The sequence below is a fragment of the Amycolatopsis sp. MtRt-6 genome (assembly GCF_017308975.1).
Classification (GTDB): domain Bacteria; phylum Actinomycetota; class Actinomycetes; order Mycobacteriales; family Pseudonocardiaceae; genus Amycolatopsis.
On sequence record NZ_JADWPD010000006.1, the window covers coordinates 124,464 to 149,712 of the forward strand.

Sequence of the window (25,249 nt, forward strand, 5' to 3'; positions counted from 1 at the left end):
GGTAAGCGCAACCCGCGGGTAACTTACCTCTGGTCAGAACGCGGTGCCGGAGTTACGCTCCGGGTGTGACTGCCAGTAACACCACCACCAGCGCGGGTGGCCCCGACTACGACGTCGTCGTGGTGGGGTCGGGGTTCGGTGGCAGCGTCGCGGCGCTGCGGCTCACCGAGAAGGGCTACCGGGTAGCCGTCGTCGAGGCCGGGCGGAGGTTCGCCGACGACGAGTTCGCGAAGACGTCGTGGGACCTCAAGCGCTACCTGTGGGCGCCGCAGGTCGGCTGCTACGGCATCCAGCGCATCCACATGCTCAACGACGTCATGGTGCTGGCGGGCGCCGGCGTCGGCGGCGGTTCGCTCGTCTACGCGAACACGCTGTACCGGCCGCTCAAGCCGTTCTACGCCGACAAGCAGTGGGCGCACATCACCGACTGGGAGGCCGAGCTCGCGCCGCACTACGACCAGGCGAGCCGGATGCTCGGCGTCGTCACGAACCCGACGATCACTCCGTCGGACGTCGTGATGCGCGAGGTCGCGAAGGACATGGGCGTCGCGGATTCGTTCCACCCGACGCCGGTGGGCGTCTACTTCGGCAAGCCGGGGGAGCGGGTGCCGGATCCGTACTTCGGCGGCGCCGGCCCGGAGCGCGTCGGCTGCACCGAGTGCGGCTCGTGCATGACCGGCTGCCGCGTCGGGGCGAAGAACACGCTGGTCAAGAACTACCTGTACCTGGCGGAGCAGGACGGCGCGCAAGTCATCCCGCTGACGACGGTGACGGCCGTGACGCCGATCGACGGCGGTTACGAAGTCAGCCTCAAGAAGACCGGCACGACGTCGAAGAGGTTCCGGACGACGATCACGGCCGAAAAGGTCGTCTTCGCGGCCGGCACGTGGGGCACCCAGAACCTGCTGCACCGGATGAAGGACACCGGCACGCTGCCGCGGCTTTCCCGCCGGCTCGGCGAGCTGACGCGCACGAACTCCGAGGCGATCATCGGCGCGGCCCGGACCGACGTCGACGAGAGCCGGAACTTCAGCCGCGGCGTCGCGATCACGTCGTCGATCCACCCGGACGAGAACACCCACATCGAGCCGGTCCGCTACGGCAAGGGCAGCAACGCGATGAGCCTGCTGCAGACGATCGCGACGGACGGCGCCTCGCCGGTGCCGCGCTGGCGGCAGGCCGTCACGTTCATGCTCAAGCACCCGGTCCAGGCGGCGAAGCTGCTCAACGGCTACCGCTGGAGCGAGCGCACGGTGATCCTGCTGGTGATGCAGAGCCTGGACAACTCGATCACGACGTACACGCGCCGAGGCCTCTTCGGGCGGCGCAAGTACACGTCCAAGCAGGGGCACGGCGAGCCGAACCCGAGTTTCATCCCGGCGGGCCACGAGGCCAACGAGCGCACGGCCGAACACATCGGCGGCCTGGCGGGCGGCACGTGGGGCGAGATCTTCGACATCCCGCTGACGGCCCACTTCATCGGCGGCGTCCCGATCGGGGCATCGGCGGAGGAGGGCGTGATCGACCCGTACCACCGAGTGTTCGGCTACCCGGGCCTGTCGGTGGTGGACGGCGCGGCGATCACGGCCAACCTGGGCGTGAACCCGTCGTTGACGATCACGGCCCAGGCGGAGCGCGCGTTCTCGTTCTGGCCGAACAAGGGCGAGGCGGACCAGCGGCCGGCCCAGGACGCGCCTTACGCGCGGCTGGAGCCGGTCGCGCCGAAGAACCCGGCGGTTCCCGCGGCCGCGCCGGCGGCCTTGCGGCGGTCCTAGACTCGGGGCCGTGACGGCATCCGAGAAGGCACACGCGCTGCTCGACGGCATCCGGAAACTCGACGACGAATGGGCGCGGGCCATCGGCGCCCTCGGCGAACCCGAACTGCGCGCCCCCAGTGCGTTGCCCGGCTGGTCGCGCGCGCACGTCCTCGCGCACGTCGCCCGGAATGCCGATGGCCTGCGCAACCTGCTGACCTGGGCGAACACCGGTGTCGAGACCCCGATGTACCCCAGCGCCGAGGCCCGCGACCGGGACATCGAAACCAGCTCGCAGCAAGCTGCCGCCGATCTGCTCGCCGACTTCGTCGCCTCCGCCGGGCGGTTCGAGCAGTACGCCGCCGCCATGCCGGACGACGCCTGGGCACGCGAAGTCCGCAACCGGCAGGGCGATCCGGTCATCGGGGCCGTCGTGGCGCGGATGCGGCTGTCCGAGCTCGCCATCCACCTCGCCGACCTCGACCGCGGCTACGACCTCGACCGCGTGCTCGGGCTGCTCGGCCCGCTCACCGAGGACGTCGTGCAGCACGCCGTCACCTCGCGCGGTGCCCACCTCCTGGCCCTGCGCCTGGCCGCCGACGGGTTCGAGTGGACGATGGGCGCCGCCCCGAAGACGACCGTGCGCGGGTCGGCCGGGGCGCTGCTCGCCTGGCTCAGCGGGCGCTCCGACGGCTCGGCCCTCGACGGCGACGTGCCCCGGCTCCCGGCCTGGGCGTGACCGGTTCGCTCCGCCCGGTGAACGCTTCGCGCCCGCTCTACACTGGGCGTTCCCGGCACCGAGGAGTCCGCTGTGGACAGTGAGCACGACCAGGGGCGGCCCGGCGTCCCGCGGCGGGCGTTCCTGCGGATCGCCGGCGTCTCGGCCGCCGGTGCCGTCGTCGCCGCGTGCGGGCCGGGCGACCCCGCCGCCCCGGTCGCCTCGACCGCGCCGGCGCCTGCCACGTCCACGCCGCCCGCCACCCGGCTGCCCACCGCGCCGCCGAACTGGGACGACCTGCGCTCCCAGCTGACCGGCAACCTGCTGCGCCCGGGCGCCGACGGCTACGAGACCGCCAAGCAGGGGTTCAACCAGCTCTTCGACGGCAACAACCCGGTCGCCGTCGCGACCGCCTCGACCGTGCAGGACGTCCAGGCCTGCGTGAAAGCCGCCGCCGGGCGCGTCACCATCGCCGCGCGCAGCGGCGGCCACAGCTACGCCGGCTACTCGGTGCCCCAGGGCGGGCTGGTCATCGACGTGGCCGCGCTCAACAAGGTCGACGTCCAGGGCGGCAAGGCCGTGATCGGCGCCGGCGCGAAGCTGAAGGACGTCTACGCCGCGCTGGCGCGGGCCGGGCGCGCGCTGCCCGCCGGGTCCTGCCCGACCGTCGGGATCGCCGGGCTGACCCTCGGCGGCGGCATCGGCGTGCTCGCCCGCAAGTACGGCCTGACCTGCGACCACCTGAGCTCCGCGCAGGTCGTCGCGGCCGACGGCCGGACGCTCACGGCCTCCGCCGGCTCCGAGCCGGACCTCTTCTGGGCCCTGCGCGGCGGGGGCGGCGGCAACTTCGGCATCGTCACCGAGTTCACCTTCGACACCGATCCGGCGCCGCCGGAGCTGACGGTGTTCTCGCTGCACTTCCCGGCCGGGTCGGGCGCCGGCGTGCTCGGCGCGTGGCAGCAGTGGATCGCCGCGATGCCACCGGAACTCTGGGCGAACCTGGTGCTCTCGGGCGGGTCGCCGGTGCAGTGCCGCGTCAGCGGCTGCTACGTCGGGGACACCGCCGGGCTGACCACGCTGCTCAACAACCTGACCACCAACGCCGGTGCCCGGCCGACGCAGCGCGTGGTGAAGCCCGTGGACTACCTCGGCGCGATGAAGTACTTCGAGGGCGGCTCGAACCGCCAGTCGTTCGTCGCGTCGTCGCGGATCATCACCACCCCGGTCGACGCCGCGAAGCTCGTCGCGGTCGCCGACGGCCGGCCGGGCATGGACCTGCTGATCGACGGTCTCGGCGGCGCGGTGGCCGGGCCGGCCAAGGACGCCACCGCGTTCTGGCACCGCGACGCGCTGGCCAGCGTGCAGGTCTACGCGACGGCGACGGCCAGAAACCGGGCGAAGGTCACGGAGTCGGTCGGCGACGTCGTCGCCGGGCTCGCCGCGGCCGGCGCGGGCGGCGGGTACGTCAACTACATCGACCCGGCCCTGCCCGACTGGAAGACCGCCTACTACGGCGACAACGCGAAGCGGCTGCAGGAGGTCGCGCAGAAGTACGACCCCCACAACGTCTTCCGGTTCGGGCAGGGCGTCATCAGCTAGAGGTCGATACCGGTGAAGACGGTGACGCGTTCCTCCGTCAGGTCGTGCATCGCGGCGAGCACGCCTTCGCGGCCGACGCCGGAGCCCTTGACGCCGCCGTAGGGCATCTGGTCGGCGCGGTAGGACGGGACGTCGCCGATGATCACGCCGCCGACCTCCAGCTCGGCCGACGCGTGGAACGCCAGCTGGACGTCGGTGGTGAAGACCCCGGCCTGCAGGCCGTACGCCGATTCGTTGACCGAGCGGAAAGCGGCGTCCACACCGTCCACAACGGACACCGCGAGGACCGGGCCGAAGATCTCCTCGTCCCAGGCTTTCGTGCCCGGCGGGACGTCGGTGAGCAGCGTCGGGGCGACGGTCGCGCCGTCACGGGTGCCGCCAGTGAGCACCTTCGCGCCCGCGGCCACGGCCTCGTCGACCCACGCGACGATCCGCTCGGCGGCGGCTTCGTCGACCACCGGGCCGACGTCGGTGTTGCGGTCGTACGGGTCGCCGGTGCGCTGCGCTTCGACGGCTTCCACCAGCGCGGGCACGAACTCCTCGGCCACCGCGGCGTCCACGATCACGCGCTGCACCGCGATGCAGGACTGGCCGGCCTGGTAGTTGCCGAAGGTGGCGATCCGGTGCGCGGCACCCTCGGGGTCGGGCCAGTCGCGCAGCACGACGGCCGCCGCGTTGCCGCCGAGCTCGAGCACGACGTGCTTGCGCGGCGCGGCGTCCTTGAGCGACCAGCCGACCGGGCCGGAGCCGGTGAACGACACGACGGGCAGCCGCGGGTCGGCCACGAGCGCCTGCGTCTCCTCGTTTCCCAGTGGCAGCACGGAAAACGCGCCTTCCGGCAGGTCGGTCTCGGCCAGGATCTCGCCGAGGATGAGCGCCGACAACGGCGTCCGCGGCGCGGGCTTGACGACGATCGGCGCGCCGATCGCCAGTGCCGGCGCGACCTTGTGCGCCACCAGGTTGAGCGGGAAGTTGAACGGCGCGATGCCGAGCACCGGGCCGCGCGGGACGCGGCGGGTCAGCGCCAGCCGGGCCTCGCCCGCGGGGTCGGTGTCGAGGCGCTGGACTTCGCCGGTGAAGCGGCGGGCTTCCTCGGCGGCGATGCGGAACACCGACACCGCGCGTTTCACCTCGGCTTCGGCCCACTTGAGCGGTTTGCCGTTTTCGGCGGTGATCACTTCGGCGATCTCCTCGGCGCGCGCGGCGAGCACGCGGGAGACGTGGTCGAGCGCCCCCGCGCGCAGGTGCGCGGGGCTGCGCCGGAACTCCTTGGCGACCGCCGCCGCGGCGGCCACCGCGCGTTCGACCTGGTCAGGCCCGGGCACGGCGACCGTGGCGACCTCGCTGCCGTCGTACGGGTGGTGCACGACGAGGGTGGTGGCGCCCGGTTCGGGGCGGCCGGCGATCCAGGCGGGGCGCGGCTCGGGGGTGATCATGTCCATGCGTACCAACGTAATCCGGGAGGGGGCGCGACCGGCGCACCCCCACCCGGACGGGTCACGGCTTGATGAGCACCTTCAGCGCTTCGCGGCCGGCCATCGCGCGGTAGCCGCCGGGGACGTCTTCGACGCCGATGGTGCGGTCGAAGACCTTGCCGGGCTGGTACTTGCCGTCGAGGACGTCCGGCAGCAGCTCGGGGATGTAGTGCCGCGCCGGGGCGACGCCGCCGGTGACGGTGATGTTGCGCCGGAACAGCGCCGGGCCGATCGGGCCCTCCTCGTACTGCGGGACGCCGACGCGGCTGACCGCACCGCCCCCGCGTACGGCCCCGACGGCCATCTCGAAGGCGGGCTTGGTCCCGACGCATTCGAGGACGGCGTGCGTGCCCTCGCCACCGGTCAGCTCACGTACCTTCGCGATGCCCTCTTCGCCTCGCTCGGCGACGACGTCGGTCGCACCGAACTCGCGGCCGAGGTCGGTCCGCGCCCGGTGGCGTCCCATGAGGACGATCCGCTCGGCACCGAGGCGCTTCGCGGCGAGCACGGCGGAGAGGCCGACCGCGCCGTCACCGATCACGGTGACGTTCTGCCCGGCGCGCACGCGTGCCTTCGTCGCGGCGTGGTGGCCGGTCGGGAAGACGTCCGACAGCGTCAGCAGCGACGCCAGCAGCCCGTCGTCCTCGGTGTGCGGCACCTTGACGAGGGTGCCGTCGGCCTGCGGCACGCGCACGGCCTCGCCCTGGCAGCCGTCGACGCCGTTCGCGCCCCAGAACCCGCCGTGCACGCAGGAGGTCTGGAGCCCTTCGCGGCAGAACTGGCAGGTGTTGTCGGAGTACACGAAGGGCGCGATGACGAGGTCGCCCTTGGCGACGGTGGTGACGTCCGCGCCGGTCTCGTCGACGATCCCGAGGAACTCGTGCCCGATCCGCCGCCCGTGTTCGCTGGGAGCCATGTCGGCGTACGGCCAGAGATCGCTGCCGCAGATGCAGGACCGCACGACCCGCAGGATGACGTCGGTCGGCTCCACCAGCTTCGGATCGGGGACGGTCTCCACCCGCACGTCGCCGGCGCCGTAGATGACAGTCGCTCGCATGCCAGTCCTTTCGTTAGCTTCCCTAAGTAAGACCGGCGGGGGACGGGCGGGCATTCCGCGGTGTGGTCACCGTGACACACGGCTGCGGTAGAGGTCGCGCAGGAGGAGTATCTCGGCGCAGTGGTGGATCAGCTCGCGGTTGATGTGCAGCACCAGCGTGGCCATCGGGTACTCCGCGTACGGCCCCTCCGCCGGTCCGCACGGCCTCGCCAGCGCCTCCTCGTCCAGCGACGACACCCCGGCCACCCACTGCGCGTGGAACCCGTCCAGCTGCGCCAGCGCCTCGGCGGCCGTCCCCGGGTACGGGTACGTGTGGTAAGCGGCCGGGGACCCGCCGAAGTGCGACGCGATCCGCGCGCCCAGCACGCCGACCAGGACGTGGTTGAGCCGCCAGGCGATCGTCGTCACCGGCGGGGGTGTCGGCTCGGGGTACGCCCAGTCGATCGTGAACGGCCCCGTGCCGGGCTCGTCGTCGGACTTGCGCGGCCGCACGGTCCAGCAGCCATCGACCGGCTCCCAGAAGTACTCCTCGTCGGTGAGCCCCTCCAGCTTCGGGCGCACCAGCGCCTGCCAGTGGAAGCCGAGCTGATCGGTCAGTTCCTTCGTCCAGTTCACAGCCATACGGACGACCGTAGGCGCGATCGAGGACAGCACCGGCCCTGAATCCGGGGTGACCCGGCCCACCTGGGACGATGGAGGCCGAATCCCACCGTTGCCAGGAGGTCGCCAGGTGCCCAACCCCACCGGTCCGGTTCTCGTCGTGGACTTCGGGGCGCAGTACGCGCAGCTGATCGCCCGGCGCGTCCGCGAGGCACAGATCTACTCGGAGGTCGTGCCGCACACGGCGACCACCGAGGAGATCCTCGCGAAGAACCCCGCGGCCATCATCCTTTCCGGTGGTCCTTCGAGCGTGTACGCCGAAGGCGCGCCGGGCATGGACCCGAAGCTCACCGAAGCGGGCGTGCCGATGTTCGGCATCTGCTACGGCCACCAGCTGCTGGCCAGCGCGCTCGGCGGGGTCGTCGAGCCGACCGGCGTCCGCGAGTTCGGCCGCACCGAGGTCCGCGTCACCGGCGACGGCGGTGTCCTGCACGCCGGCCTGCCCGCGCACCAGCCCGCCTGGATGAGCCACAACGACAGCGTCACCAAGGCCCCGGAGGGCGCGGTCGTCACCGCGTCGTCGGACGGCGCCGCGGTCGCCGGCTTCGAAGACGTCGAGCGCCGCTTCGCCGGCGTCCAGTACCACCCGGAGGTCGCGCACTCGCCGCACGGCCAGGAGGTGCTGCGCCGGTTCCTGCACGACATCGCGGGCATCAAGCCGCAGTGGACGACGTCGTCGATCGTCGAGGAGCAGGTCAAGCGGATCAGCGACCAGATCGGTGACGGCCGCGCGATCTGCGGCCTGTCCGGCGGTGTCGACTCCGCCGTGGCCGCGGCTTTGGTGCAGCGCGCCATCGGCGACCGGCTCACCTGCGTGTTCGTCGACCACGGCCTGCTGCGCGCGGGCGAGCGCACCCAGGTCGAGCGCGACTTCGTCGCCGCCACCGGCGTGAACCTGGTGACCGTCGACGCGCGCGAGCGGTTCCTCGACGCGCTCGCCGGCGTCACCGACCCGGAGCAGAAGCGCAAGATCATCGGCCGCGAGTTCATCCGCGTCTTCGAGCAAGCCGAGCGCGACCTCAAGGCCCAGGGCGACTACAAATTCCTGGTCCAGGGCACGCTCTACCCGGACGTCGTCGAGTCCGGCGGCGGCGAGGGCACGGCCAACATCAAGAGCCACCACAACGTCGGCGGCCTGCCGGACGACCTCGAGTTCGAGCTGGTCGAGCCGTTGCGGCTGCTGTTCAAGGACGAGGTCCGCCGGGTCGGCCTGGAGCTGGGCCTGCCCGAGACGATCGTGCAGCGCCAGCCGTTCCCCGGCCCCGGCCTGGGCATCCGGATCATCGGCGCGGTCGACCAGGAGCGCCTCGACACCTTGCGTGCCGCCGACCTGATCGCCCGCGAGGAGCTGACCGCGGCCGGGCTCGACCGCAGCATCTGGCAGTGCCCGGTGGTGCTGCTGGCCGACGTCCGCAGCGTCGGCGTCCAGGGCGACGGCCGGACGTACGGGCACCCGGTGGTGCTGCGGCCGGTGTCGTCCGAGGACGCGATGACCGCGGACTGGACGCGCCTGCCCTACGACGTCCTGGAGCGGATCTCCACGCGCATCACCAACGAGGTCGCGGAGGTCAACCGGGTCGTGCTGGATGTGACGTCCAAGCCGCCGGGCACCATCGAGTGGGAGTGAGCCTGCCGTAGAAAGGTCTCGAGGCCCCGGCGTGGGATCCGGGGCCTCGAGAGTTTTCGGTGGGTTCAGCGCCGGCGCTTGCCGCCGAACGAGGCCGCGAGGAGCAGCAGCCCCACGAACACCGCGCCGCCGGCGATCACCCAGCGGAAGTCGAACGACGGCAGCCAGCTCGCGCCGTCCGAGAGCACGTACGCCGACACCAGCAGCGTCGCGATCCCGACGATCAGCGTGAAGACGTCCACGCGTTTGGCGGGCGGGGTCTCGGCCGGGTTGTCGTAGGCGTAAGGGTTCTGCTCAGCCACGTCGCACCTCCACGCTGCCCACGCTGTTCGTGACCTTCAGGGTGATCTGCTGGCCGCCGGCCCCGTCGGCGCCGTTGTCCGTGCCGGTGAGCGCGTCCTGGTCGACGCCGTCGCTCGAGCGGCCGAAGCACGTCGCGTTGCCCGCGCCGGTGCTGCACTCGAAGGTGACGTCCGCGGTCTCCGGCACGATGACCGTGGTGTCGCCCGCGCCGTTGGACACGGTCGTCGAGTACGGCGCCCCGGCCGGCAGCTTGGTCAGGTCGAGCCGGATGTCGCCGGCCGCGTGCTGGTAGAGCGGCTTGAGCTCGGCCACCGACTGCGGGGTCGGGCTGAGGTCGCCGACGCCGCCGCGGACGTCGAAGTTCTTGAACGGCGACGTCGTCAGGACCATGCCGACGATGGCCAGCGGCACGGCGAGGCCGATCAGCCCGCGCCCGCCACCGGCGAAGGCGCCGGCGACCAGGCCGATCCCGGTCACGCCGAGCACCAGGCCCACGATGTGCTGCGCGTCGAACCAGGTGGCGCCGTTGAGGCCGGCGAGCACCGCGCCGCCGGCGGTCAGCACGGCGAGCGCGAAGGTGGCCGAGCCGATCTTCGACCGCGGCCGCCGCTGCGGCGCCGAGGACGGCGGCGGCGTGGGCCACGGGTCCTGGGCGGGCGGGGAGTCGGGGAGGTCCCAGCCCGCCGGGTCGGCGGCGAGCGGGTCCCAGCCGCGCACCGGCGGGGGTGCCTCGGCGGTGTCGGTCATGGTGAAGGCTCCGTTTCCGGTGAAGGCCGGGTACGACGTCGGCGCGGCGACCGGCACGGGGCGGTTCTCGTGGCCGCGGCTGCGGTGCAGCAGGTAGAGCGCGGTGGCGATGAGGGCGAAGCTGATGAGCCCGCCGCCGTCGAACCAGGAGCCGCTGATCGAGCCCCCGGTGCTGAGGACGACGAGGACCATGAGCACGACGGCGAACGCGGGCGACACCGAAGACCGGCCGCGCCCGATGAGGCCTTCGAAGCCGGAGACCTCGTCGCTCTCGCCGGGCAGGAACAGCCACCCCAGCAGGTAGAAGCAAACGCCGAAGCCGCCGAAGATCGTCGTGACGACGAAGGCGATCCGCACGACGACGGGGTCGATCCCGTACCGTCGTCCGATGGCGGCGGCCACCCCGGCCAGCTTCCGCCCGGAGTGCGGCCGCCGGGGCCGGCTGACCCAGAAGTCCTTGACGGTTTCCTCGAAGCCGTTCAGGACCCCCGGCTTCTCGCTCGCACCACTCATACGGAAAGCATGCGGCACTCGCGGCGGCGGGACATCCGGGATGGTCCCTGAGGTTTTCCCTGGCTCCCCGGATCAGGGGTTTCCCGGATGGAACCGCACCCCGGCGCGTGTGACCATGGACGGCGTGCAGGAGTCCCTCGACCACGTCACCGCCGAGCAGGCGGTCCCGGCCACCACGGACCCGGCCACACCGAAGATGTACCGGCGGCGGTCCGGGCGGGCCATCGCCGGTGTCGCCGGGGGGCTCGCCGACCACCTCGGCGTGCCGGTCGTCTGGGTGCGGACGGTCTTCGCGCTGCTCGCCGCGCTCAACGGCGCCGGGCTGCTCGCGTACGGCCTGCTCTGGGTCTTCGTCCAGCAGCAGTCCGAAGAAACCACGGAAGCGCCGACCCCGAAGGAACGGCAGCAGGCGTTCGGCCTGATCGCGCTGGGAGTCGGCCTCGCCGTCGCCAGCGGGACGCTCACCGGGTTCATCAGCGGCTGGGTCGCGGTGCCGCTGGCCGTCGCCATGATCGGTGCCGCGGTCGTCTGGCGGGAGGCCGACGAGTCGCAGCGGCGCCGCTGGAAGGTCGGCGCGAAGGACGGCTTCGCCGGGGCGTTCCTCGGCGGGGGCGGCTGGTCGGCCGCCATCCGGATCGTGGCCGGCGTCGCGCTGGTGATCACCGGCATCGGCGTCGTCGTGCTCCGCAGCGGCAGCCTCGACCAGGTCCAGTTCGCGCTGATCGCCGTCATCGCCACCCTGATCGGGGTCGCGGTGCTGACGGTGCCGTTCTGGCTGCGGCTGGTCCGCGACCTCTCCGACGAGCGCAAGGCCCGCATCCGCACCGACGAGCGCGCCGAGATCGCCGCTCACCTCCACGACTCCGTGCTGCAGACGCTCGCGCTGATCCAGAAGCAGAGCGAGTCGCCGCGCGAGGTCGCGCGGCTGGCCCGCAGCCAGGAACGCGAGCTGCGCGGCTGGCTCTACGGCGCGGGCGGCTACGGCAAGCCCGCCGAGCAGGTCGAGGAAGCGGCCGGCCAGCTGTCCGAAGCACTCGCGACGGCGTGCGGCGAGGTCGAGGACACCTTCGCGATCTCGGTCGGCCAGGTCGTCGTCGGCGACGCCGAGCTGGACGAATCGCTGGTCGCGCTGGTCCAGGCCGCGCGCGAGGCGATCGTCAACGCCGCCAAGCACGCGGGCGTGGAGGAGGTCAGCGTCTTCGCCGAGGTCGAGCCGACGTCGGTGACGGTGTTCGTCCGTGACCGCGGCAAGGGCTTCGACCCCGGCCTCGTCCCGGACGACCGCCACGGCCTCGCCGACTCGATCCGCGGCCGGATGACCCGCCACGGCGGCACGTGCAAGGTCCGGACGGCGCCGGGCGAGGGCACCGAGGTGCAGCTCGCCATGCCGGTGAAAGCGGGCAAGGGAGCGGCGTGAGGCGGCTATGCTCGAACTCGTGACGGACAACCAGCGCGAACCGGTGAAGGTGTTCCTCGTCGACGACCACGCGCTCTTCCGCGCGGGTGTCCGCACCGAGCTGGATTCGATCACCAGCGAAGTCCGCGTGGTCGGCGAGGCCGGCTCGGTGGCGGAGGCCGTCGCCGGCATCGCCCGCACGAAGCCCCAGGTGGTGCTCCTCGACGTCCACATGCCCGACGGCGGTGGCGCGGAGGTGCTGCGCCGGGTCCGCCCGGAGCTCCCGGACGTGGTGTTCCTGGCCCTGTCGGTCTCGGACGCGGCGGAGGACGTCATCGCGGTCATCCGCGCGGGCGCGCGGGGGTACGTGACGAAGACGATCTCGTCGAAGGAGCTGGTCCGGGCGGTGGTCCGGGTGGCCGACGGCGACGCGGTGTTCTCCCCGCGCCTGGCGGGGTTCGTCCTGGACGCGTTCGCCGACCGCCCGGGTTCGGCCCCGATCAACGACCCGGAGCTCGACCTGCTGACGCCCCGCGAGCGCGACGTCCTGCGCCTGCTGGCGCGCGGGTACGCGTACAAGGAGATCGCGTCGGAGCTGTTCATCTCGGTGAAGACGGTGGAGACGCACGTGTCGAGCGTGCTGCGGAAGACCCAGCTGTCGAACCGCTACGAGCTCTCCCGCTGGGCCTCCGACCGCCGCCTGGTCTGAGCACGGTCGTTAACGGACTGGATCGTTCATTGCCGCGGCGGCTGGCCCGCCTGGTTAACGAACCGGATCGTTCATTGCGCGCCCGGCCGCGCTCGGCCGCGTCAGTCGGCCAGAGGAGCGAGAGGCCGCGCCGCGCGCCCGGCGGTGTCGTCACCAAGCCCGTCGACCTGGTCACCAGGCTCGCGCCCGGCCTCTCGCTCCGGCTTCTGCAGGCGCGTCAGCGCCACCCCGCCGAGCACGACCACCATGCCCGCGATCACCCGCAGGTGCAGCTGCTCACCCAGGAACACCGCCCCCAGCAGCACCGACACCACCGGCAGCAGGTACCCGACCACCGACGCCGCCACCGCGCCCTCGCTCGCCAGCAGCTGGTAGTTCAACGCGAACGCGATCCCCGTCGACCCGATGCCCAGCACCAGCACCGCCAGCAACGGCCCCGTCGACACGTGCACCGGCGTCAACCCGCCCACCGGCAGCGCCAGCACCAGCATCCCGCTGGCCAGGATCATCTGCCCGGCCGAGATCGCGTACGGCGAAGACGTCGAAGGCGAGAGGTACTTGCCCTCGTAGACGAACGCGAAGCCGTAGCTCGCCGCCGCCGCGAGGCACGCCAGCGCCGCCCAGCTCAGCAGGCCCGACGCCTGCCACGGCGCGAAGATCAGCAGGATCCCGCCGAGACCCACGACCAGCCCGGCCAGCCGCGTCCCCGTCATCCGCGACGACGTCCCCATCAGCGGTGCCGCGAGCAGCACCCACAGCGGCGTCGTCGAGTTCAGCACGCCGGTGATCCCCGAATCGACCGTCGTCTCGCCGATCGCGAACAGCAGGAACGGCAGCGCGTTGTGGAAGAACGCCGCCACCGCCAGGTGTCCCCACGTCCGGCGGTCGCGCGGGAGCCGCGCCCGCTGCAGCCGGCACAGCACCAGCAGCATGGCGGCGCCGAGCACCAGCCGCGCCAGCACGAGCTGCGCCGGTGAGAACATCCCCAGCCCCAGCTTGATCCAGAAGAAGCTCGAGCCCCACATCAACGCCAGCGCGCCGATCCTGAGCAAGGTCTTCGTCTCGCCCACTCCCCAGTCCTCCTTCGCCGATCAAGCGCCAGCTTTGCCCGCGCCAGACGTAAGGACAAGCGAAAATAACTGCAGGGACACTTAAGCCGAGCTGTACGATCCGGAGCATGCTCGACGTCCGCCGCATGCAGGTTCTCCGCGCCGTCATCACCAGCGGGTCGATCACCGCCGCGGCCCGGAACCTCGGCTACACGCCGTCCGCGATCAGCCAGCAGCTGTCCGCCCTCGAACGCGAGGCCGGCACCGAGCTGCTCGAACGCGTCGGGCGCGGCGTCCGGCCGACCGCCGCGGGGTCGTTGCTGTCCGAGCACGCCGAGACGCTCAGCGCCGAGCTGGCCAGGGCCGAAGCCGCCCTGACCGAGCTCAAGGAAGGCCACATCGGCCGCGTCTCGATCCGCTACTTCGCCACGGCGGGCGCGTCGCTGGTCCCGCCCGCGATCGCCGCCGTCCGCCGCGAGCACCCCGGCGTGCGCCTCGACCTCAAGCTCGTCGAACCCGACGACCCGATGGTGGACGTCGAAGCGGGCAACGCCGACGTCGCGATCACCGTCTTCCCGCGCAGGACCCCGCCGGGCAAGGGGGTCGAGCTGGTGCACCTGCTGGACGACCCGTACCGCGCCGTGCTGCCGAAGACGCACCCGCTGGCGCGCAAGCGCGTCCTGGAGCTGTCGGAGTTCGCCGAGGAACCGTGGGTCGGCGTCGACGGCCTCCCCGGCGTCTGCCGCGACATCCTGGACAGCGCTTGCGCGTCCGCCGGCTTCACGCCCAACGTCGTCGTGCAGTCCGAGGACTACCAGACGGCGCAGGGGTTCGTCGCCGCCGGCATCGGCGTCGGCCTGATCCCCGAGCTCGGCCTCGGCGCGCCGCACCCCGGCGTGGTCGTCCGCAGGATCCGCCACCCGGAGCCGGTCCGCACGATCCACGCCGCGGTGGCGACGCGGGCGTGGGGCCACCCGGCCGTCCGCACGCTGCTGGAAGCCATGCGCGCGGCGACCGCCAAGGTGGCCTAGACGAAGAACAGCTCCGAAACGAGGATGCCGACCAGCACCGCCGCGAGGATCGCGGCCACGGTGATCAGCGTCTTCTTCGACACCGGCAGGTTCCACGCCTGAGCCGGCTGGGGAGCACCCGGCGCGGGCGGCGGCGCGTACTGCGTCGGCGGCGCCACCGGCTGCATCCGCTGCGTCTCCTCCGCTCCGGCGTACCCGGGCGCGGCGATCGGCATCACCTGCTGGAACTGCGGTCCCGACGGCGGCATCGGCGGCCCCGCGGGCGCCAGACCCGGGTTGAAGGGCGGCGGCGGGGGCGGCGGCATCCCGGGCGCGGTCGGCGGGATGAACGCCGTTTCGCGGCCTTCGGTGATCGCCTTCAGCGAGTGGACGGTGTCCGCCATCGTGGGCCGCGTGGCCGGATCGGCGCGCAGCATCTTGCGCAGCGCCTCGGTGAGGACACCCGAATTCTGCGGTGGGCGCTCGGACGACTGGCCGTCTTCGCCGAACGGCGGCACGCCCTCCACGGCGGTGTAGAGCGTCGCGCCGAGCGAGAAGACGTCCGCCGCCGGCGTGCCCGGCAGCCCGCGCGCCACCTCGGGCGCCACGTACGCCGCGTGCGGCCCGCCGCCGCTGATGCCGATGTCGGTGAGCTTGACGCCGCCGTCGTCGGCCAGCAGCACCGTGCCCGGCTCGAGCGTGCGGTGCACGAAGCCGGCCGCGTGGATGGCCGTCAGCGCGTTGCCGAGCTGGATGCCCAGCTGCGCCGCCTGGTCGGGGGTCAGCCTGCCGTGCTCGGCGAGGAACGTCGCCATGCTGCGCGACGGGATGTACTCCATCACCAGCCAGACGTCCTGGCCGTCCGGCAGCACGTCGAACACCTTGATCGCGCACGGGTGCTCGATCCGCGCCGCGTCCTTGCCCTCCTGCATGGCGCCCGCGCGGGCCTGCTCGGCGCGTTCACCCGCGCCGACCGGCAGGTACATCCGCTTCATCGCGACGGTGCGGAACAGCCGCGTGTCGAACGCCAGCCACACGATGCCGGCGCGGCCGCGGCCGATCGGCTGGTCCAGCCGGAACCGGCCGCCGACGATGGTGCCTTCAGAACTCAAGTCGGTCCTCGATCATCCACCGTTGGCAGCGCTGGTGGTCGCGCCGCCGGTCGTTGTCGTATCGGTCGGCGTCGGCGAGTCGGAAGTCGGCGTTGTCGTCCTCGGCGTCGTCGACCTCGGTGTGGAGGTCTGCGCCGGTTCGGTGTTCCGCGACGTGGTCGCCCGCTTCGACGACGACGTCGTCTCCGTCACCGGCGGCGGCACGTCGGCCGTGCTGACCGGGTCGTCCGTCGTGGACGGCGGCGTCTCCGACGTCGCGACGGGCGACGGCTTGGGGGTGGACACCGGCGCGGCCGGCGCCTCCGGGTTGTTCGGGCTGAGCAGCCAGACGACGAGCGCGACCAGGCCCACGACCACGATGCCGCCGATGATCGCCGGGCGCTTCCACGCGCCGGGCTTCTCGTCATCGTCGTCGACCGGGCTCATCTGCGGCCGCGACCGGGCCGGGGGCGGCGGCACGGGGTCGTCGTCGTAATCGTCGTAGTCGTCCTCGTACCCGCCGTGCTCGTGCGGCGGCACCGGCACCGCGCGGGTCGCGGCCAGCCCGGGCGGCACGCCCCCGGCCGCGTGGCGGTCGTCCTCGCGGTAGTGGTCGTACCCGTCGTAGTCGTCCTCCGGGTAGCCGGTGGCCTCCGGGTAGTCGTCCTCGTCGTAGTACGGCACGGCCTGCGTCGGGGCACCGCCGCCGAGCAGCGTGCCCGAGTGGCCCGCGGGGACCTCGTCGAACATCTGGGTGGCGTTCGGGTCGGCGACGGCGGCCGCGCCGAGGACGCCGGCGGACGGCGCCATCATGGTCTCGTCCGCCGGGCCGCCGAGCGGGGTTTCGCCGCGGGCGACGGCCGCCAGCAGCTCCTCGCACTCCTCGGCGGTCGGCCGGTGCTCGACGTCCGGGTGCAGCAGCACGGCCAGCACGCTGGCCAGCGGCCCGGACTGGCGCGGCGGGTTGATCTGCCCGGCGGCGACGGCGTGCAGCAGGCTCAGCGTGTTCTCGGACAGCCCGAACGGCGGCTGGCCCTCGCACGCCGCGTAGAGCGTCGAGCCGAGGGAGAAGACGTCGGACTCCGGCCCCGGCTCGCCGCCGATGGCGACCTCGGGGGCCAGGTAGGCGGGGGTACCGGCGATCATCCCGGTCTTGGTGACCGTGACGTCGTCCTTGGCCCGCGAGATGCCGAAGTCGGTGATCTTCACGACGCCGTTGCCGCCGAGCAGGATGTTGCCCGGCTTGATGTCGCGGTGCACGATCCCGACCGCGTGCGCCTCGCGCAGCGCCGCGGCGACCTGGGCGCCGATGCGCGCCACCTCGGTCGGCGGCAGCGTGCGGCGCTCCTGCAGCACGGCGGCCAGGCTGGTGGAGTTGAGGTACTCCATGATCAGGCAAGGCTGGCCGTTGTCGTCGGTGACGACGTCGAACACGGAGATCGCGTTGGGGTGGTGCAGCCGGGCCGCGATCCGGCCCTCGCGCATCGTCCGCTGGCGGGCGTCCTCGGCGTCGTGCTGGTCCAGGTGGGGCTGGAGCAGGAGCTGCTTGATGGCCACCGTGCGGCCCAGGACCTCGTCGTGCGCCTGCCAGACGGCCCCCATCGCGCCCGTGCCGATCCGGCCGACGATGCGGTATCGATCGGCGACCAGACGACCCTCGTCGCTCACGCGACCTCCCTTTGGGCTCCGACTTCACCAGGGCGTGCGGATCGGTGCCTGGTGACGCGGCCACGAACACGCCGCTTCGCTGGAGCGTATGCACATGTCGTGGGCTCTGAGCCGGTTTTTCCGAGACCGGCCCGTGACAAGGCTAGGCGCTCACTCTGCGCACACGAATCCGGCACGGGCACTTGAACCAGGGGTGAAGGGGTGATCGCGGTGGGCTACATGTACTGGGCCGAGACGAGCTCGGCTTCGGTGATCAACCCGCCGGTGTCGGCGACCCGGAACAGCTGGGTGACGCGCACCAGCGCGCCGTCCGGCCGGTGCAGCGTCGCGACCGCGAGGATCGAGCCGTCCGGCTTGATCTGCGTGTCGGCTTCCTGGACGTCGATGGCGTCCATCGTGCTCCAGGTGCGGACCAGCTCGCCGGCCGCGCCGTCGACCAGCGCCGGGCTCAGCAACGCCAGCGCGCCCGCGGAGTCACGGGCGATCTTGGCGTAGAAGTCCTTGACGGCCTGGATCTTGCGGCTCGCGCTGCGGGCGTCGGCGGCCTTGTCCGGGACCGGGGTGGCCGCGGCCTGCGGTGCCTGGGTGCGCGGGGTGCCGTCCGCCGGCCGGGCCGACGGCGTGTCCTCGGCGTGCGTGCCCGGCGTCACGGTGCTGTGCCGCTCCGGCGCGCTGCCACCGGCCTGGTGCTGCGGCACGGCGAGGCCGCCGAGCTCGGCGGCGCCGGTGAACCCGGCGGGCGTGGACTGTCCACCGGCGGGGACGGCGCGGTGGGAGCTGGTCAGCATCGGCGCGGCGATCACCGCGCCGGCGACGAGCGCGCCCGCGGCGACCAGCCCGGTCAGCTTCGCGCGGCGCGCGAACCGGCTTTCCGGCTCGCCGGCGTCCTCGGCCTGCTCCGGTTCGCGGACCGGCTCGGTCCGCGACGGCAGGAACCGCTGCGGGTCACGGAAGACCTGCTCGAGGTGATCGCGGTCGGCGTCGGCGACACCGTCCAGGATCTCCGCCGGGATGACGTCCTCGACGCGGACGGCGTGGGGTGACTCACGCCGTGTGCGCTGCCGATCAAGCACGAAAGTCCTCGCTCTGGGTTCCGGGGACGGCGGCTCGGCCGTTCGGCCGGGCTGCCGTTGGTCCGGTTGGCCGACTCGTGGCCGGTTTCCGGATTCGCTGTCGTCAGGTAACCCTGTGCGGACGGCGACCACCAGGCTCTGTCGCCGGAATGCCGTCGCAACACGACGAGCGGCAGCTTATGTCACCCACCCGGACCAGGCATAACCGCTCGGCGCACCGCACGTGCATCGGAACGGGCGAACCGCACGTGCAGAATTGGCTACTGACCGTCAGCCGTGATCTTGTCGCCGTCCCCGAATGTCAGGGTGCGTTCCTCGAGCGTCTTGCTGCCGTCGGTGTGGGTGACCTCGACGGTGTTCACCGTGACGCCGCGCTGCTGGTCGATGCTGACCTTCTTGACCTCGAAGTAGGCGATGCCGGCGTACCGCTGGGCGAGCGCCTGGGGCCCCTGGTCGTGCAGCTGCCCGGTGGTCACCGACGACGCCGCGGAGGGGTCGGTGGTGACGGTGTTGAAGAACTTCTCCGAGTTGTCCCCCATGGTCTGAGCATCCGGCGGGAAGGAGTACCACCACGGCGGCTTGACGGGGGTTTCGCGCTGGGCGGGCGTGACCGGCGGCTTCCGCGGCGGCGCGCTGGGCTTGGCGTGCCCGGTGGGCGCCGTCTCGGACGCGGCGGCGCTGTCGTCGCTGTCGTCGCGCGGGGGAGCGACGCCGTCGACCGGCCCGCCACCACCGCCGGCCCGCGTCGTCCCGGCGGCGTTGTCCGGCCGCGAAGCGGTTTCCGGCCCGGCCGCGGACCCGCCCTCGGTGGGCGGCGTCCGGTCATCGGTGGGGTCGGCGATCGTGGGGACGCCCTGGTAGCCGGGCCAGGCGCCCTGCACGGCCTGGTCCATCGGCGGCTTCCCGACGAGGAAGGACCCGGCGCACAGGAGCCCGACGACGACGGCGCCGGAGGCCCCGGTGGCGAACCAGGCGGCCTTCCGCCACGTCTTCGGCGGCGTCACCGAAGCGGGCACGGACCCGATGGCAAAGCCGCCCAGCCCGCCGAGCGCGTCGAGCGGAGGGGCGGAGTAGACGCGGACGTCGTCTTCATCGAGGTCGACCCGCCGCGGAACGGGGGCGGCCAGCGAGACGCGCGTGCGCCGGGCGGCCTGGTCGGCACGGCTTTCGGGCTCGTCGTCTTCGGCGTCGCGCGTGTCATCATCGAGGTCGTCGAGCGGCAGGCTGCCGTGCGAGGCGGGGAAGAGCGGCTGCGCGAGCCGCCGGTCACGCGGCTGGGGAAGCGACGGCTGGGGAAGCGACGGCTGGGGAAGCGGCAGGGACCCGGAAACCGGCGGATCGGCCGGCCCGGAATCGCCGGCGCAGTGCCGGAAAGGGCGGGTACCGACCTCCCCCGGGTCGTCGTACGGGTGGTGCGGCAGCGAAGCCGAGCCGGCCATCGCCGGCGTGGTGCCACCGGCGTGGTGCCAGGAGGGTGGGGAGCCGGTCACGGCCCAGCCGTTCGAGCCGGGTCCGGCGGCGTAGTGCAGCGAGGGGTCGGCGCCGGTCATGGCCGGGCTGTGCGCGGGGTCGGCGGCGTGTTGCCGCAACGGATGGGAGCCGTTCGGCCCCGGGTCGGCGTAGTACAGCGAGGCGTCGGCCATCCCCGCGCCGGTGGGCGCGGTGTAGTGCCAGGACTGCGGGGCCTGGTCGGCCGAGCCCGGCCCGGCGGCGTGGTGCCGCAAGCCCGGCTCCGGAGAGCCGCCCGGCGCGTGCTGCCACCGGGGCGGTGAACCGACCGCCGGCGAACCGGCCGCCGGCGGCTCGGCCGACGAGTCGCCGGCCGCGTGGTGCCGCACAGGCCGGTGCTGCGGCAGCGGCGGCGTCCAGCTCTCCGCGCCGCCGCGCCGGTGCCGTCCGGGATGCGCGGGCGCGGTGCCGCGTCCGTGGAACTCCGTGCCTTGGCTCATGTGAGCTCGACCACCCGGCCGCACGGTCCTGACGCCATCGGCGAGCGAGTCGACCCGATCGGAGCACCCGCACGCGCGGAATCCTGTTCGGAATCACGCGCGGAATCCTGTTCGGAATCCAGCGCAAATGCACGCGCACGCGACTGGGGGCGCGCGGGGCCAGTGCCCCCGCGCGTCCTGCGGGCATCGCCCGACCCAGACGCAAGGGTCCTCACAACGCCAACCCTAGGAGCATCCGGCGGAGAAAGTCGCCCCCAAACCTGCAAGTTGCACAGGTTTCACTCGGTCGGGCGCGACCGAACGGGCGATGGTGACGCTGCGAAGTTTCACGCAGCGCCATCGCCCCTGATCAGGAGTTTCAGCCTCCCGTGCGGTAACGGTCCCGCGTGGATTGCAGCGCCTTCGTCGCCACCACGCCGCTACCCGCGGCGACGATGATCGCGAAGACGTCCAGCGTCGGTCCCCCGGCCGTGAGCAACCAGGCGAACAGCGAGGCCGCGGTGGTACCGCCGGCAACGGCCCACCTGCTCCTGACGTACTGCGCGACCGGGGCGCCCCCGGCACGCTTACCCGCCGCGTTGTTCAGCAGCGCCAGATACCCCACATGGCCCAGCGCGGCCAGCACGCTCGCGAGCGCGACGATGACGGCGATGAGGTTCACGAGCCAGTCCATGAACCCAGTCTGCCCGCTCCCGGGCCGCGAACGCCTCGGGGAAGTCCCCGAATTCGCCGCAACCGTTACCGGCCGAGCCGCCCGCGTCCCAGGCTCAGCAGCGCCATGGCCAGCTGCCGGCCTTCCGGGCCGAGCTCCCGGTAGCGCGCGAGCACGTCCATCTCGCGGTTGTAGACGATGCGCGTGCCGCCGGCGGCCATCCGCGCGGCGCCGATCGTCTTGGACACCTCGACCCGGCGTTTCACCAGCCGCAGGATCTCCTTGTCCAGCCAGTCGATCTCCTCGCGGAGCGACGCGATGTCGTCGCCCGCGGGGGTGTGCTCGGCGGGCTGGCCGTCGGCGTTCGTCGCGTGTGCGTTCATCGGGACCTCTTCCTCGAAGCCCGGACCCGGCCCCAGGGACGGCGACAGCCCCGGGGTCCGCGGACTCCGGGGCTGGTGTGATGGCGGTTCGGGCACTACGCGATCACGGGAGCCGGAGTCCGGGTCCCGTAAAAAAATCGCTCCGTGTGGTGCCGCATGCGATCAGTATGGCACAGCGGCGCGGGGGCGCTCCCGGGCCGAGCGCACCCGAGCATGAACCAAGAGGCTCACCGCGAGCCAGAACACCGGGAACGCCGGCCAGAAGAACCCGGCACCCAGCACCGCCCAGCGGACGATCACCAGCACCGCGACCGCGACCACCACGGCGAGGTGGACGCGCAGGGCCGGATGGCGCCGCAGCACCGCCCGGCTGAGCGGGAAGCCGGCGGACGGCGGCGCGGGCCGCGGCAGGTCGGCGGTGAGCGCGCCGAGTTCGTCGGTGAACCGCGCGGCGTACACGCGGCCGAGGCGTTCTTCGACCTCTTCGAGGGTGAGCCGGCCTTCGGAGCCGGCGGTCTGGACGGCGGTGGCGACGCGTTCGCGATCGGCGTCGGCGGCCCGGATGCGGGCGGAGCGGGTGTCTTCCATGCCGATCGATGCTCCGCGCGGAGAGCCCGCGGCGCGTCGGACGCCAGGCGGCACCTTCCGCTACGCCCGGCGCCGTAGCCGCTCTCGCGCGAGCCACCGCGGCGGCCCACCCGCGGCGCCGTCCGTCCGCGGGCCGCGGTGGAACGCCACCCGCCCGCTGGCCCGCCCACCCCGCCCGTTGGCGCGCGCCCGCCCGCCGGCCGGCGCGCGAGCCGCCGCGGCGACAGCTCACCCGCGCGGCCGTCCGTCCGCGGGCCGCGGTGGAACCCCACCCCGCCCGACACCGCACCACCCGCGTCGACACGCTGTGCCGCACTCCCACCCACCCGGGGTAGCGTGGACGCCACGATGGACACCCTCTTCGATCTCCCCGCCGCGACCCCTGTGCGCAAGCCCGCCGCCGGCGGGCAGGCCGAGCTGCTCGACGACCTCAACCCCGCCCAGCGCGAAGCCGTCACCCACGCCGGTGGCCCGCTGCTGGTGGTGGCGGGCGCGGGATCGGGCAAGACCCGGGTGCTGACCCGCCGGATCGCCTACCTGCTCGGGCAGCGCCGCGTGCACCCCGGCGAAATCATGGCGATCACGTTCACCAACAAGGCCGCCGCCGAAATGCGCGAGCGCGTCGCCGCCCTCGTCGGGCGCCGCGCGAACGCCATGTGGGTCTCGACGTTCCACTCGATGTGCGTGCGGATCCTGCGCCGTGAAGCCAAAACGCTGGACATGTCGTCGAGCTTCTCCATCTACGACTCGGACGACACCAAGCGGCTGATCACCTTGGTGGCGCGGGATCTCGACATCGACCCGAAGCGCTACGCCGCCCGCACGCTCGCCGTGCACATCTCGAACCTGAAGAACGAGCTCACCGACCCCGAGACGGCGGCGGCGAACGCGGGCAACGACCTCGAGCGCCGCGTCGCCGAGGTCTACGGCGAGTACCAGCGGCGGCTCAACCAGGCCAACGCCTTCGACTTCGACGACCTCATCATGCGCACGGTTTCGCTGCTGCAGGCGTTCCCGGACGTCGCCGAGTACTACCGGCGGCGGTTCCGCCACGTGCTGGTCGACGAGTACCAGGACACGAACCACGCGCAGTACACCCTGGTCCGCGAGCTGGCCGGGACCGCGCCGAACGAGGCGGGTGTCGAGCCGGCCGAGCTGGTCGTCGTCGGCGACGCCGACCAGTCGATCTACGCCTTCCGCGGCGCGACGATCCGCAACATCGAGGAGTTCGAGCGGGACTTCCCGAACGCGCACACCATCCTGCTGGAGCAGAACTACCGGTCCACGCAGACGATCCTGTCCGCGGCCAACGCCGTCATCGAGCGGAACCCGAACCGCCGGGCGAAGCGGCTGTGGACGGATTCGGGCGACGGCGAGAAGATCGTCGGCTACGTCGCGGACAACGACCACGACGAAGCCGCGTTCGTCGCGGGCGAAATCGACGCGCTGGCGGAGAAGGGCGAAGCCGACTACTCCGACGTCGCCGTCTTCTACCGCACCAACAACCAGTCCCGCGTCTTCGAAGAGATCTTCATCCGGCTCGGCCTGCCGTACAAGGTCGTCGGCGGCGTGCGGTTCTACGAGCGCCGCGAGGTCCGCGACATGATCGCGTACCTGCGCGTGCTGGCGAACCCGGAGGACACGGTCAGCCTGCGGCGCGTCCTGAACGTGCCCAAGCGCGGCATCGGCGACCGCGCCGAGGCCGTCGTGGCGACGCACGCCGAGCGCGAGCGGATCTCGTTCGCGCAGGCGCTGCGGGACGCCGTCGAGGGCAGGGTGCCGCTGCTGAACCCGCGCTCGGTCAAGGCGATCGGCGGGTTCGTGGCGCTGCTCGACGAGCTGGGCACGCTGGTCGCCGACGGCGCGGAGGTGCACGACGTCCTGGCCGCCGTGCTGGACAAGACCGGCTACCGCGTCGAGCTCGAGGAGTCGGACGACCCGCAGGACCACACGCGGGTGGAAAACCTGGACGAGCTCGTGACCGTCGCCCGGGAGTTCACCGAGATCACCGCCGAGGTCGTCGCGGACGAGAACGCCGAGCTGGTCGTCGAGGAGGGCGTCCCGGCGCCCGGCTCGCTGCCGGCGTTCCTCGAGCGCGTGTCGCTGGTCGCGGACGCCGATTCGGTGCCCTCGCCCGACGGCGGCGAGGAAGGCGACGGCGGTGCCGGCGTGGTCACGCTGATGACCGTGCACACCGCGAAGGGCCTGGAGTACCCGGTGGTGTTCTGCACCGGTTGGGAGGACGGCGTTTTCCCGCACATGCGGGCGCTGGGCGACCCGACCGAGCTGGCCGAGGAACGGCGGCTCGCGTACGTCGCGATCACGCGCGCCAGGAAGCGGCTGTACGTCTCGCGCGCGATCACGCGCTCGGCGTGGGGCCAGCCGTCGATGAACCCGGCTTCGCGGTTCCTCGACGAGCTGCCGCCGGACCTCGTCGACTGGCGGCGGCTGGAGCCGTCGAGCAGCGGCTTCGGCTCGTTCGGCTCCGGTTCGCGCGGGACACCGCGGGCGGCGACCACCTGGGGCGGCCGCCGGTCTGCTTCGCCGTCTTCCTCGGGCACGCCGTCGTTCGGCAAGGGCTGGAAGGACACGGTGGCGCTGAAGCTGGACGTCGGCGACCGCGTCAGCCACGACAAGTACGGCCTCGGCACGGTGATCTCCTGCGACGGCGTCGGCCCGCGCGCGACGGCCACGATCGACTTCGGCGCGGCGGGCAAGGTCCGCCTGATGCTGATCGGCAGCGTCCCGATGGTGAAGCTCTAGCCGGCACACCACTCGTCCGAGTGAATCCGGCGGCGATCTCCCCGATCGCCGCCGGAATCGTCGTACCCACCCGGTACAACTGACCCTGCGATCGAACAAAGGTTCGACGAAGGGAGTAGTGTGGTGTGGACGCGGTGCTGTTTGGCCTGCTGGCCGAAGGGGTACAGAAATATCTGCGAGGAGTCCTGGGGACGACGGTTCCGGATCGGGGTCGGGAACCTGCGGGGACTTCGGGAACTCCTACGCGTGCGGGAGCGGAGGCGTGCCGGCTGGCCGCCGCCTGGCGAGCGCTGCTCAGGCAGCACGAGCTCGGCGCGGACGGGCGTTGTGTCACCTGCGGCCGGGGACGCCGCTGGACGACCAGGGCCCGGAGCGCCGCGCGTGTCCGCTCCGCGGGGGGCGCGGGGGGAGCCGTGCCCTGGGGCTGGCTGCCGGTGCGGCGGCCGGCGGAGCTCTGCACGGTGT

21 protein-coding genes are annotated in these 25,249 nt (G+C 72.6%); 8 read left to right on the forward strand and 13 right to left on the reverse strand.

Features of this window, described 5'->3' with window-relative positions:
* Positions 1 to 65: 65 nt before the first annotated feature.
* The 3 genes from I4Q55_RS13060 (at position 66) to I4Q55_RS13070 (ending at position 4,071) form a co-directional block, all read left to right on the forward strand.
* Positions 66 to 1,775 (forward strand): GMC family oxidoreductase, encoded by a 1,710-nt coding sequence (locus I4Q55_RS13060; protein WP_206787792.1) that lies wholly within the window; start codon positions 66 to 68, stop codon positions 1,773 to 1,775.
* Positions 1,776 to 1,785: 10 nt separating this feature from the next.
* Positions 1,786 to 2,493 (forward strand): maleylpyruvate isomerase N-terminal domain-containing protein, encoded by a 708-nt coding sequence (locus I4Q55_RS13065; RefSeq protein ID WP_206787794.1) that lies wholly within the window; start codon positions 1,786 to 1,788, stop codon positions 2,491 to 2,493.
* Between the two features lie 72 nt (positions 2,494 to 2,565).
* Positions 2,566 to 4,071, forward strand: a complete 1,506-nt coding sequence (locus I4Q55_RS13070; RefSeq protein ID WP_206787796.1) for an FAD-binding oxidoreductase — start codon at positions 2,566 to 2,568, stop codon at positions 4,069 to 4,071.
* On the opposite strand, the gene I4Q55_RS13075 is transcribed toward I4Q55_RS13070, so the two are convergent.
* The 3 genes from I4Q55_RS13075 to I4Q55_RS13085 form a co-directional block, all read right to left on the reverse strand.
* Positions 4,068 to 5,513, reverse strand: coding sequence for an aldehyde dehydrogenase family protein (locus tag I4Q55_RS13075; RefSeq protein WP_206787798.1), 1,446 nt, complete (start codon positions 5,511 to 5,513; stop codon positions 4,068 to 4,070). The two genes, I4Q55_RS13070 and I4Q55_RS13075, sit on opposite strands and share 4 nt — an antisense overlap.
* A gap of 55 nt (positions 5,514 to 5,568) precedes the next feature.
* Entirely contained in the window at positions 5,569 to 6,603 is a 1,035-nt protein-coding gene (locus I4Q55_RS13080; protein WP_206787800.1) for a zinc-dependent alcohol dehydrogenase family protein, read from the reverse strand.
* Between the two features lie 66 nt (positions 6,604 to 6,669).
* Positions 6,670 to 7,224 carry a DinB family protein gene (locus tag I4Q55_RS13085; RefSeq protein WP_206787802.1) on the reverse strand — a complete coding sequence of 185 codons (555 nt, stop codon included), beginning with the start codon at positions 7,222 to 7,224 and terminating at the stop codon, positions 6,670 to 6,672.
* A 109-nt stretch (positions 7,225 to 7,333) separates the two neighbouring features.
* On the opposite strand from I4Q55_RS13085, the gene guaA reads away from it, so the two are divergent.
* Positions 7,334 to 8,890 carry a glutamine-hydrolyzing GMP synthase gene (guaA, locus tag I4Q55_RS13090; RefSeq protein WP_206787804.1) on the forward strand — a complete coding sequence of 519 codons (1,557 nt, stop codon included), beginning with the start codon at positions 7,334 to 7,336 and terminating at the stop codon, positions 8,888 to 8,890.
* A gap of 65 nt (positions 8,891 to 8,955) precedes the next feature.
* Here guaA and I4Q55_RS13095 read toward each other — a convergent pair whose 3' ends face one another.
* Together I4Q55_RS13095 and I4Q55_RS13100 are read right to left on the reverse strand one after the other, a co-directional pair.
* The gene (locus I4Q55_RS13095) at positions 8,956 to 9,192 is read right to left on the reverse strand and encodes a hypothetical protein (RefSeq protein WP_206787806.1); all 237 of its coding nucleotides are present in this window, start codon (positions 9,190 to 9,192) and stop codon (positions 8,956 to 8,958) included.
* The gene (locus I4Q55_RS13100; RefSeq protein ID WP_206787808.1) at positions 9,185 to 10,453 is read right to left on the reverse strand and encodes a PspC domain-containing protein; all 1,269 of its coding nucleotides are present in this window, start codon (positions 10,451 to 10,453) and stop codon (positions 9,185 to 9,187) included. The genes I4Q55_RS13095 and I4Q55_RS13100 overlap by 8 nt, the downstream gene beginning before the upstream one ends.
* A 109-nt stretch (positions 10,454 to 10,562) precedes the next feature.
* Here I4Q55_RS13100 and I4Q55_RS13105 point away from each other — a divergent pair, with 109 nt between their 5' ends.
* Together I4Q55_RS13105 and I4Q55_RS13110 are read left to right on the forward strand one after the other, a co-directional pair.
* Complete coding sequence (locus I4Q55_RS13105; RefSeq protein ID WP_206787810.1) at positions 10,563 to 11,870, forward strand: ATP-binding protein; 1,308 nt, start codon at positions 10,563 to 10,565, stop codon at positions 11,868 to 11,870.
* Between the two features lie 7 nt (positions 11,871 to 11,877).
* Positions 11,878 to 12,558 carry a response regulator transcription factor gene (locus I4Q55_RS13110; protein ID WP_206787812.1) on the forward strand — a complete coding sequence of 227 codons (681 nt, stop codon included), beginning with the start codon at positions 11,878 to 11,880 and terminating at the stop codon, positions 12,556 to 12,558.
* Between the two features lie 101 nt (positions 12,559 to 12,659).
* Here the strand turns inward: I4Q55_RS13110 and I4Q55_RS13115 are convergent, their stop codons facing one another.
* A complete protein-coding gene (locus I4Q55_RS13115) occupies positions 12,660 to 13,628 on the reverse strand; it encodes a DMT family transporter (protein WP_307793198.1) in 969 nt (322 codons plus the stop codon).
* 107 nt (positions 13,629 to 13,735) lie between these two features.
* On the opposite strand from I4Q55_RS13115, the gene I4Q55_RS13120 reads away from it, so the two are divergent.
* Complete coding sequence (locus tag I4Q55_RS13120; protein WP_206787814.1) at positions 13,736 to 14,638, forward strand: LysR family transcriptional regulator; 903 nt, start codon at positions 13,736 to 13,738, stop codon at positions 14,636 to 14,638.
* Here the strand turns inward: I4Q55_RS13120 and I4Q55_RS13125 are convergent.
* The 7 genes from I4Q55_RS13125 to I4Q55_RS13155 form a co-directional block, all read right to left on the reverse strand.
* Complete coding sequence (locus I4Q55_RS13125; protein ID WP_206787817.1) at positions 14,635 to 15,729, reverse strand: serine/threonine-protein kinase; 1,095 nt, start codon at positions 15,727 to 15,729, stop codon at positions 14,635 to 14,637. The genes I4Q55_RS13120 and I4Q55_RS13125 overlap by 4 nt on opposite strands.
* Positions 15,730 to 15,741: 12 nt before the next feature.
* The gene (locus tag I4Q55_RS13130; protein ID WP_206787819.1) at positions 15,742 to 17,376 is read right to left on the reverse strand and encodes a serine/threonine-protein kinase; all 1,635 of its coding nucleotides are present in this window, start codon (positions 17,374 to 17,376) and stop codon (positions 15,742 to 15,744) included.
* Between the two features lie 215 nt (positions 17,377 to 17,591).
* Complete coding sequence (locus I4Q55_RS13135) at positions 17,592 to 18,449, reverse strand: hypothetical protein (protein WP_206787821.1); 858 nt, start codon at positions 18,447 to 18,449, stop codon at positions 17,592 to 17,594.
* Between the two features lie 260 nt (positions 18,450 to 18,709).
* A complete protein-coding gene (locus I4Q55_RS13140) occupies positions 18,710 to 20,398 on the reverse strand; it encodes a hypothetical protein (RefSeq protein WP_242545880.1) in 1,689 nt (562 codons plus the stop codon).
* Between the two features lie 358 nt (positions 20,399 to 20,756).
* Positions 20,757 to 21,071, reverse strand: coding sequence for a hypothetical protein (locus tag I4Q55_RS13145; RefSeq protein WP_206787823.1), 315 nt, complete (start codon positions 21,069 to 21,071; stop codon positions 20,757 to 20,759).
* 65 nt (positions 21,072 to 21,136) lie between these two features.
* Positions 21,137 to 21,433 (reverse strand): chorismate mutase, encoded by a 297-nt coding sequence (locus tag I4Q55_RS13150; protein ID WP_206787825.1) that lies wholly within the window; start codon positions 21,431 to 21,433, stop codon positions 21,137 to 21,139.
* Between the two features lie 162 nt (positions 21,434 to 21,595).
* On the reverse strand, positions 21,596 to 22,021 hold the full coding sequence (locus I4Q55_RS13155) for a DUF1707 domain-containing protein (RefSeq protein ID WP_206787827.1): 426 nt from the start codon (positions 22,019 to 22,021) through the stop codon (positions 21,596 to 21,598).
* 348 nt (positions 22,022 to 22,369) lie between these two features.
* Here I4Q55_RS13155 and pcrA point away from each other — a divergent pair, with 348 nt between their 5' ends.
* Positions 22,370 to 24,784, forward strand: coding sequence for a DNA helicase PcrA (pcrA, locus tag I4Q55_RS13160; protein ID WP_206787829.1), 2,415 nt, complete (start codon positions 22,370 to 22,372; stop codon positions 24,782 to 24,784).
* Positions 24,785 to 25,249: the final 465 nt, after the last annotated feature.

What these genes read in the sequence shown, in the direction of transcription:
- I4Q55_RS13075 (WP_206787798.1), bottom strand. Translation starts at nt 5,513, where the DNA reads ATGGACATGATCACCCCCGAGCCGCGCCCCGCCTGGATCGCCGGCCGC.
- I4Q55_RS13080 (WP_206787800.1), bottom strand. Translation starts at nt 6,603, where the DNA reads ATGCGAGCGACTGTCATCTACGGCGCCGGCGACGTGCGGGTGGAGACC.
- I4Q55_RS13085 (WP_206787802.1), bottom strand. Translation starts at nt 7,224, where the DNA reads ATGGCTGTGAACTGGACGAAGGAACTGACCGATCAGCTCGGCTTCCAC.
- I4Q55_RS13100 (WP_206787808.1), bottom strand. Translation starts at nt 10,453, where the DNA reads ATGAGTGGTGCGAGCGAGAAGCCGGGGGTCCTGAACGGCTTCGAGGAA.
- I4Q55_RS13110 (WP_206787812.1), top strand. Translation starts at nt 11,878, where the DNA reads ATGCTCGAACTCGTGACGGACAACCAGCGCGAACCGGTGAAGGTGTTC.
- I4Q55_RS13120 (WP_206787814.1), top strand. Translation starts at nt 13,736, where the DNA reads ATGCTCGACGTCCGCCGCATGCAGGTTCTCCGCGCCGTCATCACCAGC.
- I4Q55_RS13140 (WP_242545880.1), bottom strand. Translation starts at nt 20,398, where the DNA reads ATGAGCCAAGGCACGGAGTTCCACGGACGCGGCACCGCGCCCGCGCAT.
- I4Q55_RS13145 (WP_206787823.1), bottom strand. Translation starts at nt 21,071, where the DNA reads ATGGACTGGCTCGTGAACCTCATCGCCGTCATCGTCGCGCTCGCGAGC.
- I4Q55_RS13150 (WP_206787825.1), bottom strand. Translation starts at nt 21,433, where the DNA reads ATGAACGCACACGCGACGAACGCCGACGGCCAGCCCGCCGAGCACACC.
- I4Q55_RS13155 (WP_206787827.1), bottom strand. Translation starts at nt 22,021, where the DNA reads ATGGAAGACACCCGCTCCGCCCGCATCCGGGCCGCCGACGCCGATCGC.
- pcrA (WP_206787829.1), top strand. Translation starts at nt 22,370, where the DNA reads ATGGACACCCTCTTCGATCTCCCCGCCGCGACCCCTGTGCGCAAGCCC.